We start from the raw sequence: 15031 nt of genomic DNA on the forward strand, positions 1-15031 counted from the left end.
GGACGGAACCGGGACGCCGAGGTCAGGCCCGGTCGTCGTCCCCGGACGCCCCTGCGCGGTCGGCCTCGGCGTCGGCGCTGCCGACGGGGACGCCCTCGTCGGTGGGCGCCGGGTCGTCGGCGTCGAGCGCGCCCTCCTGGACGGTGTCGCGCAACGGGGTGTCGCGGTCGGCGCCCGCCCGGCGGGCGTCCTCCGCCGCGTCGGCGGCGCCGACGGTGTGGCCCTGGTCCGTGGCGCGGTCGGCCGCGCTGCCGGTGTCCAGGGCTCCGGTCGCGCCGGACGTGGCTGCGGGCGGTACACCCTCGGAGCTGGACTGCGTCATCGGTTCCTCCCCGGTGCCGTTGCCTGAGCGGCTGCGCCATACCCAGGGAGAACGCGAAATCCACCGCATCCTGGGCGAACGGGTCGACGCCGATCGCGCCCGCCCCGCTGCGGGTGCTGGCGGCGTAGCGTCAGCCGATAGCGTTTCGCGAATCCCCAGGCGAGCGCCCGGGCCGGGTCCGCGGGTGGAGGCGAACAGCAGTGGCGACGACGATCCGGCGGGACGTGGTGGTGGTCGGCGCCTCCGCGGGCGGCGTCGAGGCGCTCCGCGCGCTGTTCGCCGACCTGCCGGCGGACTTCCCGGCCGCCGTCCTCGTCGTCCTGCACATGCCGTCGACGTCGCGGAGCGCGCTGCCGACCATCCTGGCGCGGCGGTCGCAGCTCCCGGTCCGGTTCGCGGAGGACGGCGCGCCCCTGGAGCCCGGCACGGTGACCGTCGCCGTCCCCGATCGGCACCTGATCGTGGTCGACGGGAAGGTGACGCTGTCTCGGGGACCGCGGGAGAACGGTCACCGCCCCGCCGTCGACGTGCTCTTCCGCTCGGCGGCCCGCGCGGTCGGGCCGCGGCTCGTCTCCGTCGTCCTCTCCGGGGCGCTGGACGACGGGACGGCGGGCACCATCGCCGTCCGGGCCCGCGGCGGCGTGGGCGTCTCGCAGGATCCCGAGGACGCGCTGTACCCGAGCATGCCCCAGCACGCGGCGGAGATCGGCGGCGCCGACCACGTGGTGGCGCTGGAACGGATGGGGGAGCTGCTGACCCAGCTGGTCACGGAGGACGTCCTGGTCGCCGGCGTGCCGCCGCCCAGCGAGCTGATGAGAACGGAGACGGCGATGGCCGAGTTCGACGTCGACGCGTTGAACCGGGACGAGCGACCGGGCACGCCCTCCGGCTTCGGCTGTCCCGCCTGCCACGGTTCGCTGTTCGCGATCACCGAGGGCGGGATGGAGCGCTACCGCTGCCGTGTCGGCCACGCCTGGTCGCCCGAGGCGCTGGCCGAGGAGCAGGCGCAGGCACTGGAGGGGGCGCTGTGGATGGCGCTGCGCGGACTCGAGGAGCGGGCCGCGCTGAGCCAGCGCATGGGCGAGCGTGCGGCCGAACAGGGCCACGGGCACAGCGCGGCAGCATTCCGCCGGCGGCACGACGAGGCGCAGGGCGCCGCGATCCTGCTGCGCTCCCTCCTCGAACGCGGCGAGCTCTCCGGCGACGCGCTGACCGCCGAGGCGGGGGAGGCGTGAGCCGATGAGCGAGCGCGACGAGCAGCGCTCGGCCGCGGAACCCGTGGCCGACGACGTCCTGGCCGACGACGGCGACGGGCAGGCCGACGCCACGGCACTCCGGGACGACGCGGCGGCACTGCACGGGCAGGATCCCGATTTCGAGTACCTGCTGCACTACCTGCGGGAAGCGCGTGGCTTCGACTTCACCGGGTACAAGCGCCCCAGTCTGGTGCGCCGGGTCCGGCGGCGGATGAGCGAGGTCGGCGTCGCGTCGTTCGCGGACTACCAGGACTACCTGGAGGTCCACCCCGACGAGTTCACCCCGCTGTTCAACACCATCCTGATCAACGTCACCAGCTTCTTCCGCGACCGGTCCTCCTGGGACCACCTCCGCGACCACCTGCTGCCGCAGGTGCTCGCGAACGCCGGCCCCGTCATCCGGGTGTGGAGCGCCGGCTGCGCCTCCGGCCAGGAGGCCTACAGCCTCGCGATCCTGCTGGCGGACGCGCTCGGCCCCGACGAGTTCCGCAAGCACGTCAAGATCTACGCCACGGACGTGGACGAGGACGCCCTCGCCCAGGCGCGCCAGGCGGTCTTCACCGAACGGCAGCTCGGCGGCCTGACGGCCGAGCAGATCGAGCGCTACTTCACCCCGGAGAACGGTCGGTGGGGCTTCCGCAAGGACCTGCGCCGCGCGGTCATCTTCGGCCGCAACGACCTCGTGCAGGACGCGCCGATCAGCCACGTCGACCTGCTGCTGTGCCGCAACACGCTCATGTACTTCACCGCCGAGACGCAAGGGCGAATCCTCGCCCGGCTGCACTACGCCCTCAACGCGGGCGGGCTGCTGTTCCTCGGCAAGGCCGAGATGCTGCTCTCGCACGGGGAGATGTTCATCCCCGCCGACCTGACCCGCCGCTTCTTCCGCAAGCGTGACGGCCGCCCGGGGCCGGAGCGGCGGCCCGTGGCCGCGCCGGTCCGCGAGCTGCCCACCGCGGCGGGCGAGCAGCTCAGCCGGCTGCGACAGGAGGCGATGCTGTCCTCGCCGGCCGCCCAGCTGGTCATCGACACGACCGGCCAGCTCGCCCTCGTCAACCACCGGGCGGAGCGGCTGTTCGGGGTCAGCCGGCGTGACGAGGGCCGACCGTTCCAGGACCTCGAGATCTCCTACCGGCCCGTGGAGCTGCGCTCCTCGATCGCCGAGGCCACCGAGACCCGGCAGCCGGTCTGGTTGCGCGGCATCGAGCGGCGGTTGCCCGGCCACGAGCCCTCCGTCTTCGACATCCTCGTGCTCCCGGTCACCGGCGAGGACGGGGCGATCCTCGGCACCACGGTCATCATCGACGACGTCACCCAGTTCCGGCGGTTGCAGCGGGAGCTCGAGTACGCCAACCGGCAGCTGGAGAGCGCCTACGAGGAGCTCCAGTCGACCAACGAGGAGCTCGAGACGACCAACGAGGAGCTCCAGTCGACGGTCGAGGAGCTGGAGACGACCAACGAGGAGCTCCAGTCGACCAACGAGGAGCTCGAGACGATGAACGAGGAGCTGCAGTCGATGAACGACGAGCTCCACTCGGCCAACGAGGAGCTGCGGAACTCCACCGAGGAGATCGGCTCCCTCAACCAGTTCATGACCGGTGTGCTGTCCAGCTTCCGCGCAGGGGTGGCCGTGGTCGATCCGGACCTGCGGGTGCTGGTCTGGAACGCCGCCGCCGAGGACCTCTGGGGGCTGCGGCAGGACGAGGTGGTCGGGCAGCACCTGCTCAACCTCGACATCGGCCTGCCCATGTCCGAGGTGCACCCCCTACTGCGCCGGCAGATCGCCGCCGACGGGGCCGGCCACGAGACCGTCACGCTGGACGCCACCAACCGCCGTGGGCGACCGATGCAGGCCCGGGTCACGGTGAGCGCGTTCTCCCACGGGCTGGACCGCCGCGGGGGCGCCGTCATCCTCATGGACCCGACCGACGACTGACGTCCCCCTGGCGGGGGTTCAGGTGTCCTCGCCCTGCACCGCCGCTGCGATGCGTCCCGTTGCAGCAACGTCAGGGGCGTGCGCTGTTGCGCGGCGTCCTCGGCCTCGGCCGCCCCGGCTCCCGGCCGCGTCGCGGCGCGGACGTCCGTCGGCCTCCGACCGGTGCGCCGCGGCGGCGCGGCGGTGCTCGGCGGCGTCCCCGATGCCGTTCGCCGCAGCCCGCTCGTGCGCCTGAGCGGCTCGCTCGTGCCCGACCGCGGCACGCTGCTGCGCAAGCTGGGCATGCTGGGAGGCGACCCGAGCGTGCGCCGCGGCGGCTCGGACGTCGTCGGCATCCGGCGGTTGGCCGGCGCCGAGTCGGAGAAGACGGTCGGCGAGCTCCTCGCCGCGCCGCTCGGCCGCACGGGCACGGTCGCCGGCCGGGCCGTCGGCGGGCTCGTCCCTCGGCATGGGGGGCAGTCTCCTCCCGCCGTCCGCCGGAGGCAGCGGTATCCGCGTCGCCTGCCCGCGGCGTCCGCGGTCGGTCAGCGGTGCGACTCGTCGTCGGCGAGGACGGTCGCCGACCGTCGTCCGGTCACCAGGTCGTGCGCCAGTTCCCAGACCGTGCACCCCAGCACGAAGGCGTGGCCCTTCAGCCGCGCGTAGGCGTCGTCCCTGTCCACGCCGAAGGCCGCCATGGCCATGCCGAGTGCGACGTTCAGCGTGTCGTCCCCCAGCTCGACCGCGGACGTCGGTGTCGTGTCCAGGAGTTCCGGGTCGGTCAGCCGCTTCACCAGCATCTGGTAGATCACGGCCGCGAGGTGGATCAGCATCTTCACCTCGTTGCCGGAGAAGGGGTCCGGCCGGAAGCGGGCCACGGCGAGGAAGCCGAGAACGGCGCCCGGATCCGGTTCGGCCACCGCCTGCAGCGGCAGCAGGACGAGGCTGCGCAGGCCGGAGCACGTGGGGTCCAGGCTCGCCAGCAGCGGCCATCGACGGCGTTCGGACAGCACGTCGGCGAGCACGACGGGTGCCCCGGTGCGGTACAGCTCGACGGCCGGCCCCTCGCTGACCGACTGCTGCCAGTCGCCGAACTGGCGGAGTCGGGCGTCGGAGCCGGGCAAGGTCGCGTGGTGCTCCATGTCGAGGGCCACGGCGACCGCGGCGGCGTCCATGGGGACGATGCGCGACATCGCCGAGCACAGCTCCAGCTCCGGTGCACCGGCCCCCGACCCCGGCGTCCACGTCCGGTGCGGTCGAGGCGCGGACGGAGCCGGCTGCCGGTTCGTCACGCCGACGCGACGCCCCGCCTGCACCGCCTCGAGCGCCTGACGTGTCTCCGACCTGGTCAGCCCGACCTGACGGCGCGTGTCCTGGGCACGGCGGCGTGCCTCGAACGCCGCATGCCGGGCCTCGCGCGCGGCGGCTCTCGCGGCGTCTTCCCTACAGGTCATCGTTTCCCCCGGCCCGTCGTGGATCCCGCCGAGCGGCGGGCCGACGGGCACTTCCATGGTGGAACGGCCACGTCGGGTGCACCACCCCAGGGCTCGCCGCACGAGGAAACGGGCGCGGGCGTCGGCGCCGGAGGTCGTGTGCTGTCGTACCGTTGGATCCGGTGGACCCCGCTGGGGCGTCCGGCAGCCGAAGGGTCGGTGAGCCATGGCGCCAGCCGTCGCCGGCCGCACCCCGCCCGCCGTCCCGGGGCAGGCGTACCGGCATCGTGGCCTGTTCTTCGCTTCCCCGGAGGAACTGCTCGCCGCCGCCGTGCCCTTCCTGGCCGAGGGCCTGGAGGCCGGCCAGCCGGCCCTCCTCGCCTGCCGGGCGGAGCTGAACGCTGCCCTCTTCGAGGCACTCGGCGACGACGAGCGGATCTTCCTGCTCTCCGAGGACGATGTCGGCACCGGTGACGTGCGGGCGCTGGCGGCCCGCCACCGGCTCGTGGGCCGGCGGACGACGGGCGGTGCCTCCGGGGTCCGGCTGCTCGTCGAGGTGGCCCACGACGACCGGCGGAGCCGGCGGGAGTGGCTGCGCTTCGAGGCGGCCTGCAACGTGGCCCTGGGCCAGCTCCCGCTCTCGAGCGTGTGCGCCTACGACGTCCGGGGACTTCCCGAGGCGGTGCGTCGCGGCGTCGAGGCGACGCACCCGGTGCTGCTCACCGCCTCCGGCGCGGTTCCCAACGACCGCTACGTCGATCCCGTGCTCGTCCTGCTGCGCGCGATGGCACCGCCGGATCCGGTGGAGGCCACACCGCCGACCCTGCACCTGGCCCGCCTCACGGACGGCGACCGGTCGCCGCAGCTGCGGCAGCGGCTGCGGGCCGTCCTCGTCCCGCCCGGGGGCCACCGGCAGGTGAATGCGGACTTCGCCACGGCGGTCGGCGAGGTTCTCGACAACGCGTTCCGGCACGGTCGGCCACCCGTGGAGCTCCGCCTGTGGGTCACGCCGACCCGGCTGGTGTGCACGGTCACCGACCAGGGGCGCGGCTTCGACGACCCGTGGGCCGGGTACCGCCCACCGTCCGGCGTCGCCCCGCGCGTGGGTGCGGGCCTGTGGCTGGCCCGGCAGACGTGCGGCAGTCTCCAGGCCACGCACGAGGGGCCGTTCACGGTGCGCCTGACGACGACCCTGCCGGAGGGCGACACGGCGCTGACGAGAGCGGCCGGGCGGGCCGCCTATGCCGAGGTGGCGACCAACCGTGCCGAGCGGGCGCGCGTCCGGTCCGAGGGGTTGCGGAGCTGGTCCCGCGGCCACGCCAGCTCGGCCCTCGGCCTGCGCCAGGACGGGCGCTGGGCCGCGAGGCGGCTCGCGGAGGTCAGCGACCAGGTGCGGCACCGGGGTCGGTGAGCCCGGGGAGCGGCGGCACGGGGTCCGGATGCCCGGCCGCTCGGCGACGTTCGGTCGTCGCCACCTGCCGTGCCTGCTCCGAGTGCGACCGCAGTCGCTCGGCGAGCGCCGGACGTCCCCGGCGGGCGGCGTCGGCGGCCATGTCGTCGTACGTGGCGGCCAGCGCAGCCTCGGTGCGGGCGATGTCCGCCTCGGTCGCCGTGATGGCCGCGTTGACCCGGACCAGGGCGGCGCGGGTGCGACGGACCCGCGCCGCGGTCGACTCGACGTCCTTGACCAGCCGGTCCCGGGCGGAGCCGGCGTCCGGCGACCCGCTAGACCTCGTCATGGGAGGAGTCTCGCGCGTCGGCATGCCGGGCCGCTACGCGTCGGAAGGTGCCCCCGGCAGGATTCGAACCTGCGCACCCGCCTCCGGAGGGCGGTGCTCTATCCCCTGAGCTACGGGGGCTCGTGTGTGTGGGGCAGGGGAGAAGTTACCAGCCGCGCCCGGCCGTCCCGACGGCGACCGTCACGGGGGCGGCAGCGGCGTGCCGCCCCGCGCCGTGAGCATGTCGACCATCGTCCCCACCTCGGCGCCCTGCGTCTGGGCGATCGACCGGGCCAGGGTCCGGACGGCGGCCAGCTCGGCGTGCGCCGCGGCGTACTCGGCCATGCCCGCGCCCCCCTGGTGGTGCCGGATCATCAGCCGCAGGAACTGGACGTCGAACTCGGTGCCGGACAGCGACCGCAGCTCGGCCAGCTCCTCCTCGGTGGCCATACCCGGCATGAGGCCACTGCCCGAGTGGTCGTGGCCGGAGGCGCCCATCCACGCCATCTGCGTGCCGCCCGTCGGCGTCAGCCCCCACAGGCTCAGCCAGCCCTGCATCCGGCCCACCTGGTTGGTCTGCGTGGTCGCGATGTCGAAGGCGAGCTGCCGTACCTCGGGGTCCGTGCTGCGGTCGGCGACGAGGTTGGCCATCTCCACGCCCTGGAGGTGGTGGGCGGCCATGTCCCGCGAGAAGCCGGCGTCGACGGAGTCCGCCGTCGGGGCGTCCTGGCGGCCGATGCCCACGGCCACCGCGCCGGCGCCGCCCAGGGCGACCAGCGCGACCGCGATGATCCCGAGCAGGACGGTCCGCAGCGGACCGCGAGGCGCAGCGGTCGGCTCGGCCGCGACGTCCTCGGGGCTGACCACGGCCATGGTCAGGGCGCGTCGGTCCCGCCGGCCTCGGGCGACGGCGTGGTGGGCATGTCGCTCGGGCCGACCGGCGCGCTCGCCTCGCCGTTGGTCAGCGGAGTGGCGGCGAAGTCGGGGTTCTCGCACGACGCCCCGGGCTCGGGCGTGTTGTCCGCGTTGTAGGTCAGGAAGTCGACGAACTGCTCGATCCGCTCGTCCGTGGCCGAGTCCACCTTCAGCTGGTGGTTCCAGGCCTGCAGGCTGATCGCGGCGTCGAGGCCCGGCCGGGGGGAGAGCATGGTCCCCGACGTGCCGTCGACGATCTCGCTGAGGGCCTCGACGCCGTCCTGGTCGACCTGGTCGGGGTTGTAGACGATCCACACCGCGCCGTGCTCGAGGGAGTGGACGGCGTTCTCGTTGCGGATGTCGACGGAGTACACGGTGCCCGTGCAGTCGGCCCAGACCGCGTCGTGCGGCCCGCCGACGGGGGGCGACTCCGTGTACTCGACCGGGGTGGTGACGTGCTCCTGGCCCTTGGCGTAGTCGAAGGTCTGGATCCCCGCGATCTGGTCGACCGAGGTGATCCTGTCCTCGTTGGCCTTGCGCACCTGGATGGTCGCGTAGGTGATGACCGCCACCGCGAAGACCACGACGGCGACCGCGCCGGCGATCAGCCCCCAGGGCTTGCGCTGCTGGGTGACCACCTGCGTCGGCGGGCGGGTGCGCCCGCCCTTGCCGCCGCCCGGACGCGTCGTGCCCGTGGCGCCGGAACGGGACGCCGAGCCGCCACCGGCTGACCGGCCGGACCCGCCGCGGGTCTCGCTGCGCACGGCGCGCGCGTCGTCGGTCTTGCGGTCCTTGGCCAAGGCCACTCCTCGATGCTGGGCGCGGGCGTGCGCCGTCGGGGCGAGCACGCCCTCCTCCGCGCCGCAGTCTAGGTCGGCGAGCTGTGGGAGCCGGGGAACCGACGGTCCACGGGCGGCGGGGCCCGACGACGGGCGCGCGGGGGCCGGAGGGCGCCTCAGTACGCTCGAGCAGTGACACCCGAGCAGCTGCGCGACGTCGTCCGGACCGCCGTGGCCGCGGCCGTCGACCGAGGCGCGCTGTCGGTCGAGGTGCCCGCCGACGTCCTCGTCGAACGGCCGAAGAACCCCGAGCACGGCGACTACGCCACCAACACCGCCCTCCGGCTGGCCAAGGCCGCCGGCCGCCCGCCGCGCGAGGTGGCCGAGGTGCTGGCCGGCGAGCTGCGCGCGCACCCGGGCATCGCGTCGGTCGACATCGCCGGCCCCGGCTTCCTCAACCTGGTCCTCGCCAAGGACGCGCTCGGGCAGATCGCCGTCCGGGCGGTGACGGCGGGGGCGGAGTACGGGCGCACCGAGGTGCTGGCCGGGCAGCGGCTGAACCTGGAGTTCGTCTCGGCCAACCCCACCGGCCCGGTGCACATCGGCGGCACCCGGTGGGCGGCCGTCGGCGACGCGCTCGCCCGGCTGCTCGAGTCCTCCGGCGCCGACGTCACCCGCGAGTACTACTTCAACGACGCCGGCGCGCAGATCGACCGGTTCGCGCGCAGCCTGCAGGCCGCGGCGAAGCAGCAGCCGGTCCCCGAGGACGGCTACGCCGGCGCCTACATCGACGACATCGCCGCGCAGGTCGTCGAGGAGGAGCCCGGCCTGCTCGACAAGGAGGACGACGACGAGCAGCTGCGCGTCTTCCGCTCGCGCGGCGTCGACCTCATGTGGGACGAGATCAAGGGCTCCCTCGCGCAGTTCGGCGTCGTCTTCGACGTCTACTTCTCCGAGCGCACGCTGCACGAGACCGGCGCGCTGGAGAAGGCGATCGCCCGGCTGCGGGAGAAGGGTCACGTCTACGAGGCCGACGGCGCCGTCTGGCTGCGGACGACGGACTTCGCCGACGACAAGGACCGCGTGCTGGTCAAGAGCGACGGCGAGCCGACCTACTTCGCCGCCGACTGCGCCTACTACCTCAACAAGCGCGAGCGCGGCTTCGACAAGGTCGTGATCATGCTCGGCGCCGACCACACCGGCTACGTCGGCCGGTACAAGGCGCTGGTCGCGGCGATGGGCGACGACCCCGACGGCCACCTCGAGATCCTCATCGGCCAGCTGGTCAACCTGCTCAAGGGCGGCGAGCCGGTGCGGATGAGCAAGCGGGCCGGCACCGTCGTCAACCTCGAGGACCTGGTCGAGGCGATCGGCGCCGACGCCGCCCGGTACGCGCTGGCCCGGACGTCGATCGACCAGACCATCGACCTGGACCTGGACCTGTGGAGCCGGCAGACCAACGACAACCCGGTCTTCTACGTCCAGTACGCCCACGCGCGCATCTCCTCGGTGCTGCGCAACGCCGCCGACCTGGGGCTGGCGCTCGGGGACGCCGCGGACGTCGATCCCGCCCAGCTCTCCCACCCCCGCGAGGGCGACCTGCTGCGCGCGATCGGCGAGTTCCCGCGGGTCCTGACGACGGCGGCCGAGCTGCGGGCGCCGCACCGGGTGGCCCGCTACCTCGAGGAGCTGGCCGGCACCTACCACCGGTTCTACGACAACTGCCGGGTGCTCCCGCGCGGCGACGAGGAGGCGAGCGACCTGAACACCGCCCGGCTGTGGCTGTGCGCCGCGACCGCGGTCGTCCTGCGCAACGGCCTCGGTGTGCTCGGCGTGCACGCCCCGGAGCGGATGTGACCGCCCACCGGGGGCCGAAGTGGCCACTTCGGCCCCAGGGGGAGGACGCGTGAGGGCGCACCCCGCCGGCCCGCTGCACGGCGGCCTGGCCCCGCCGACGCCGGCCGGTCCGCCGCCCGCGGACCTCGGCGTCGTCGACCCGCACGTCTGGCCGCGCACGGCGGAGCGGGTCGACGGCGAGCTGCACCTCGGCGGGCGGCCGGTGACCGAGCTGGCCCGCGCGCACGGCACGCCGCTGTTCGTGCTCGACGAGACCGACTTCCGCGGCCGGGCCGGCGACTTCGCCGCCGCCTTCGCCGGCGCCGACGTGCACTACGCGTCGAAGGCGTTCCTCTGCGGCCAGGTGGCCCGCTGGATCGCCGAGGACGGCCTGCACCTCGACGCCTGCTCCGGCAACGAGCTCGCGCTGGCACTGGCCGCCGGGTTCCCGGCCGGGCGCATCGCGCTGCACGGCAACAACAAGTCGCCGGTCGAGCTGCGGATGGCCGTCGACGCCGGCATCGGCCGGATCGTGCTGGACTCGTTCGATGAGATCGACCGGCTGGTGCCGCTGGCCGCCGCGCGGGTCGCCGCCGGCGGCTCCCCGGTCGCGGTCCTCGTCCGCTCGACGGTCGGCATCGAGGCCCACACCCACGAGTTCATCGCCACCGCGCACGAGGACCAGAAGTTCGGCTTCTCGCTGGCGACCGGTGACGCGCTGGCCGCGGCGGTCCGGGTCATCCGGGAGCCGGCGCTGCACCTGGCCGGCCTGCACAGCCACATCGGCTCGCAGATCTTCGACACCGCCGGGTTCGAGGCCGCCGCGCACCGCGTGGTGGGCCTGCTCGGCCAGATCCGCCAGGCCACGGGGGAGGTGCTGGGCGAGCTGAACCTCGGCGGCGGCTTCGGCATCGCCTACCTCTCCGACGACGACCCGGTGAGCCCGCACGACGTTGCCGGCCGGCTGCGCGCGGTCGTGGCCGCCGAGTGCGCGGCCCTCGAGCTGCCGGTGCCCCGGCTGGCCGTGGAGCCGGGCCGGGCGATCGCCGGCCCGGGCACGGTGACCCTCTACGAGATCGGCACGATCAAGCCGGTGCGGCTCGGCGCGAGCGGCACGCCGGGTGCGCCGCTGGTGCGCAACTACGTCTCGGTGGACGGCGGCATGAGCGACAACATCCGCACGGCCCTCTACGACGCGGCCTACACCTGCGTGCTCGCCAACCGAACCTCCGACGCCCCGCCGGCGCTGTGCCGGGTGGTCGGCAAGCACTGCGAGAGCGGCGACGTGCTGGTCCGCGACCTGTGGCTGCCCTCCGACGTGCAGGCCGGCGACCTGCTGGCGGTCGCCGCCACCGGCGCCTACTGCTGGTCGATGGCGAGCAACTACAACTACCTGCTCAAGCCTCCGGTGGTCGCCGTGCGGGACGGCGCCGCCACGGAGATCGTCCGGCGTCAGACACTGTCCGACGTGTTCGCTCTCGACGCGGTCCTCGCGGACGTGCCCGCGCCCGCGCCCGCCCCCTCCCAGCCGGCCCCCGAGCACCCCGTCGGAGCCCGATCATGAACGCCCCCCTGCGCGTCGCCCTGCTCGGCTGCGGCACCGTCGGCGGCTCGGTGCTGCGGCTCATCGGGGAGCAGGCCGAGGACCTCGCCGCGCGGATCGGCCGCCGCGTCGAGGTCGCCGGCGTCGCCGTCCGCCGTCCGGACCACCACCGGGACGTCCCGGCGGAGCTGCTGACGACGGACGCCGAGGCGCTGGTCAGCCGCGACGACGTCGACCTCGTCGTCGAGGTGATCGGGGGGATCGAGCCGGCCCGCACGCTGCTGATGGCCGCGTTCGAGGCGGGCAAGTCCGTCGTCAGCGCGAACAAGGCACTGCTCGCCGAGGACGGCGTCGCGCTGCACGCCGCGGCCGCCAAGGCCGGCGTCGACCTCTACTACGAGGCCGCGGTCGCCGGCGCCATCCCGCTGCTGCGCCCGCTGCGCGAGTCGCTGGCCGGCGACCAGCTGCGCCGGGTCGTCGGCATCGTCAACGGGACGACGAACTACATCCTCTCCCGCATGGCCGAGACCGGCGCCGGGTTCACCGAGGCGCTGGCCGAGGCGACCGAGCTGGGCTACGCCGAGGCCGACCCCACCGCCGACGTCGACGGCTTCGACGCCGCCGCCAAGGCCGCGATCCTCGCCGGCCTGGCGTTCCACACCCCGGTCACCGCGGCCGACGTCTACCGCGAGGGCATCGCGGCGGTCACCGCGACCGACGTGGCCCGCGCGGCCGAGATCGGCTGCGTGGTCAAGCTGCTGGCGATCTGCGAGCGGGTGCCCGGCCCGGACGGCGACTCGGTGGCCGTCCGCGTGCACCCGGCGATGATCCCGACGTCGCACCCGCTCGCCGCGGTGGGCGGGGCGTTCAACGCGGTGTTCGTGGAGGCCGAGGCCGCGGGACAGCTGATGTTCTACGGGCAGGGCGCCGGCGGCGAGCCCACCGCCAGCGCCGTCCTCGGCGACCTGGTCGCGGTGGCGCGCAACCGGCTGGCCGGTGCCGCCGGCCCGGCCGTCACCTCGTACGCCGGCCTGCCCACGCGGCCGATCGCGGAGACCCCGACGCGCTACCACGTGAGCCTCGACGTGGCCGACAAGCCCGGTGTGCTGGCGGCCGTCGCGCACGAGTTCGCCGAGCACGGCGTGAGCATCGCCACCGTCCGCCAGGACGGGCACGGCGACGCCGCGACGCTGGTGATCGTCACCCACAGCGCTCCCGACGCCGCCCTGTCGGCGACGGTCGAGGCGCTGCAGGAGATGTCCGCCGTCCGCGGGGTGACCAGCGTGCTGCGCGTGGAAGGACTCTCCTCATGACGGCCTCGCGGACCGTTTCCCCGTACTGGCCGGGGCTGATCGAGGCCTACCGCTCCCGCCTGCCGGTCAGCGCCGACACCCCCGTCGTCACGCTGCAGGAGGGTGCGACGCCGCTGGTGCCGGCGAAGGAGATCTCCCGCCGCACCGGCTGCGAGGTCTGGCTCAAGGTCGAGGGCGCCAACCCGACCGGGTCGTTCAAGGACCGCGGCATGACCATGGCCATCACCAAGGCCGTCGAGGAGGGCTCGCAGGCGGTCATCTGCGCCTCCACCGGCAACACCAGCGCGAGCGCGGCCGCCTATGCCGCCCGCGCCGGCCTCGTCTGCGCCGTCCTGGTGCCGCAGGGCAAGATCGCCACCGGCAAGCTCGCCCAGGCGCTGGTGCACGGGGCGAAGCTGCTGCAGGTCCAGGGCAACTTCGACGACTGCCTCGCGCTGGCCAGCAAGCTCGCGATCGACTACCCGGTCAGCCTGGTCAACAGCGTCAACCAGTACCGGATCGAGGGGCAGAAGACCGCCTCGTTCGAGGTCGTCGACGTGCTCGGCGACTCCCCCGACGTCCACTGCCTGCCGGTGGGCAACGCCGGCAACATCACCGCGTACTGGCAGGGCTACCGCGAGTACGCCACCGACGGGATAGCGACGAGGACGCCGCGGATGTGGGGCTTCCAGGCCGCCGGCGCCGCACCGATCGTCACCGGCGCGGTCGTCGAGCAGCCGACGACCATCGCCACCGCCATCCGGATCGGCAACCCGGCCTCGTGGACCAAGGCGCTGGCCGCCCGCGACGAGTCCGGCGGCCGGATCGACGCCGTCACCGACCGGGCGATCCTGGCCGCCTACCGCCTGCTGGCCCGCACCGAGGCGGTGTTCGTCGAGCCCGCCTCGGCGGCGTCCGTCGCGGGGCTGCTGCAGGTCGCGGAGGCCGGCGGGCTGCCGGCCGGCTCGCGGGTGGTCTGCACGGTCACCGGAAACGGCCTCAAGGACCCGGAGTGGGCCATCTCCGGCGCCCCGGCCCCGGTGACCATCCCCGTCGACGCCGCCGCGGCCGCCGCCCAGCTCGGCCTGTGACGTCGACGGTGCGGGTCCGGGTTCCCGCGACGAGCGCGAACCTCGGCCCCGCGTTCGACTGCGCCGGGCTGGCCCTGACCTGCCGCGACGTCCTGCACTTCTCGGTCGCCGACGGCGGGCTGTCGGTCGAGGTGAGCGGCGTCGGCGCGGGGGAGTTGCCGACCGACGAGTCGCACCTGGTCGTGCGTGCCTTCCGGGCCGCCTGCGAGGAGCTCGGCTGGGCCCCGCCGGGTCTGCGGCTGGTGGCGGCCAACGAGATCCCGCAGGGCCGGGGGATGGGCTCGTCGGCGGCCGCCGTCGTCGCCGGCGTCGTCGGTGCGTGGGCGCTGTGCCCGGACGTCGAGACGGTCGACACCGACGCCGTCCTGCGGCTGACCACCGAGCTGGAGGGGCACCCCGACAACGTCGCGCCCTGCCTGCTCGGCGGGGCCACGCTGTCGTGGACGACGGATCGGGGTGCCCGTGCCGAGCGGATCGAGGTGCACCCGGAGATCCGCCCGGTGGTGCTCGTCCCGGAGCGCACGCTCTCCACGCACGTCGCCCGCGGGCTGCTGCCGGACACGGTTCCGCACGCCGACGCGAGCTTCAACGCCGGCCGCTCCGCGCTGCTGGTGCACGCCCTGACCAGCGCGCCCCGGTTGCTGCTCGAGGCGACCGAGGACCGGCTGCACCAGCGCCAGCGGGCGGCCGCGATGCCCGAGTCGGCCGCGCTGATCGAGCGGCTGCGCGCGGCGGGGCACGCCGCCGTCGTCTCGGGCGCCGGGCCGAGCGTGCTCGTGCTGACCGGCGCGGCCGCGACGGACGAGGTGAGGTCTCTCACCCCTCCGGGGTGGGACGTGCGGCCGCTCGACGTCGACCCGACCGGGGCGCAGGTAGTCTCGGAAGGGGTCGAGGTAAAGTCCTGATAACGAGGAACACGCCGGGAACGACC

The 15031-nt window shown here is 74.4% G+C and carries 13 protein-coding genes and 1 tRNA gene; 8 read left to right on the forward strand and 6 right to left on the reverse strand.

Going from position 1 to position 15031, the window contains the following annotated elements:
- Positions 1–22: 22 nt before the first annotated feature.
- Positions 23–322, reverse strand: coding sequence for a hypothetical protein (locus ACWIYF_RS05955; protein ID WP_448627196.1), 300 nt, complete (start codon positions 320–322; stop codon positions 23–25).
- Positions 323–522: 200 nt separating this feature from the next.
- Here ACWIYF_RS05955 and ACWIYF_RS05960 point away from each other — a divergent pair, with 200 nt between their 5' ends.
- On the forward strand, positions 523–1557 hold the full coding sequence (locus ACWIYF_RS05960) for a chemotaxis protein CheB (RefSeq protein ID WP_448627197.1): 1035 nt from the start codon (positions 523–525) through the stop codon (positions 1555–1557).
- A 4-nt stretch (positions 1558–1561) separates the two neighbouring features.
- The gene (locus ACWIYF_RS05965; RefSeq protein ID WP_448627198.1) at positions 1562–3514 is read left to right on the forward strand and encodes a CheR family methyltransferase; all 1953 of its coding nucleotides are present in this window, start codon (positions 1562–1564) and stop codon (positions 3512–3514) included.
- Positions 3515–4038: 524 nt separating this feature from the next.
- Here the strand turns inward: ACWIYF_RS05965 and ACWIYF_RS05970 are convergent.
- Positions 4039–5004 carry a GAF and ANTAR domain-containing protein gene (locus ACWIYF_RS05970; protein ID WP_448627199.1) on the reverse strand — a complete coding sequence of 322 codons (966 nt, stop codon included), beginning with the start codon at positions 5002–5004 and terminating at the stop codon, positions 4039–4041.
- 148 nt (positions 5005–5152) lie between these two features.
- Between ACWIYF_RS05970 and ACWIYF_RS05975 the strand changes: the two genes are divergently transcribed.
- The gene (locus ACWIYF_RS05975) at positions 5153–6337 is read left to right on the forward strand and encodes an anti-sigma factor RsbA family regulatory protein (protein ID WP_448627200.1); all 1185 of its coding nucleotides are present in this window, start codon (positions 5153–5155) and stop codon (positions 6335–6337) included.
- On the opposite strand, the gene ACWIYF_RS05980 is transcribed toward ACWIYF_RS05975, so the two are convergent.
- From ACWIYF_RS05980 to ACWIYF_RS05995, 4 genes are all read right to left on the reverse strand, one after another.
- Positions 6306–6665, reverse strand: a complete 360-nt coding sequence (locus ACWIYF_RS05980) for a hypothetical protein (protein WP_448627201.1) — start codon at positions 6663–6665, stop codon at positions 6306–6308. The two genes, ACWIYF_RS05975 and ACWIYF_RS05980, sit on opposite strands and share 32 nt — an antisense overlap.
- A 48-nt stretch (positions 6666–6713) precedes the next feature.
- Positions 6714–6785: transfer RNA gene (locus ACWIYF_RS05985), tRNA-Arg, on the reverse strand.
- Between the two features lie 60 nt (positions 6786–6845).
- Positions 6846–7517: a DUF305 domain-containing protein gene (locus ACWIYF_RS05990; protein WP_448627202.1), complete on the reverse strand. Its 672-nt coding sequence runs from the start codon at positions 7515–7517 to the stop codon at positions 6846–6848.
- Positions 7518–7519: 2 nt separating this feature from the next.
- Entirely contained in the window at positions 7520–8407 is an 888-nt protein-coding gene (locus ACWIYF_RS05995) for a DUF3105 domain-containing protein (RefSeq protein WP_448627203.1), read from the reverse strand.
- Positions 8408–8530: 123 nt separating this feature from the next.
- On the opposite strand from ACWIYF_RS05995, the gene argS reads away from it, so the two are divergent.
- From argS to thrB, 5 genes are read left to right on the forward strand one after another with little or no spacing between them, the layout of a single operon-like run.
- Complete coding sequence (argS, locus tag ACWIYF_RS06000) at positions 8531–10195, forward strand: arginine--tRNA ligase (protein ID WP_448627204.1); 1665 nt, start codon at positions 8531–8533, stop codon at positions 10193–10195.
- Positions 10196–10244: 49 nt separating this feature from the next.
- On the forward strand, positions 10245–11738 hold the full coding sequence (gene lysA, locus ACWIYF_RS06005) for a diaminopimelate decarboxylase (RefSeq protein ID WP_448627205.1): 1494 nt from the start codon (positions 10245–10247) through the stop codon (positions 11736–11738).
- Positions 11735–13030 (forward strand): homoserine dehydrogenase, encoded by a 1296-nt coding sequence (locus ACWIYF_RS06010; protein ID WP_448627206.1) that lies wholly within the window; start codon positions 11735–11737, stop codon positions 13028–13030. Before lysA ends, ACWIYF_RS06010 begins: the two co-directional genes overlap by 4 nt.
- Positions 13027–14100 (forward strand): threonine synthase, encoded by a 1074-nt coding sequence (gene thrC, locus ACWIYF_RS06015; RefSeq protein ID WP_448627207.1) that lies wholly within the window; start codon positions 13027–13029, stop codon positions 14098–14100. The genes ACWIYF_RS06010 and thrC overlap by 4 nt, the downstream gene beginning before the upstream one ends.
- Positions 14097–15005 (forward strand): homoserine kinase, encoded by a 909-nt coding sequence (thrB, locus tag ACWIYF_RS06020; RefSeq protein WP_448627208.1) that lies wholly within the window; start codon positions 14097–14099, stop codon positions 15003–15005. Before thrC ends, thrB begins: the two co-directional genes overlap by 4 nt.
- The last annotated feature ends 26 nt before the right edge of the window (positions 15006–15031 follow it).

The sequence above is a fragment of the Geodermatophilus sp. URMC 64 genome, assembly GCF_053502555.1.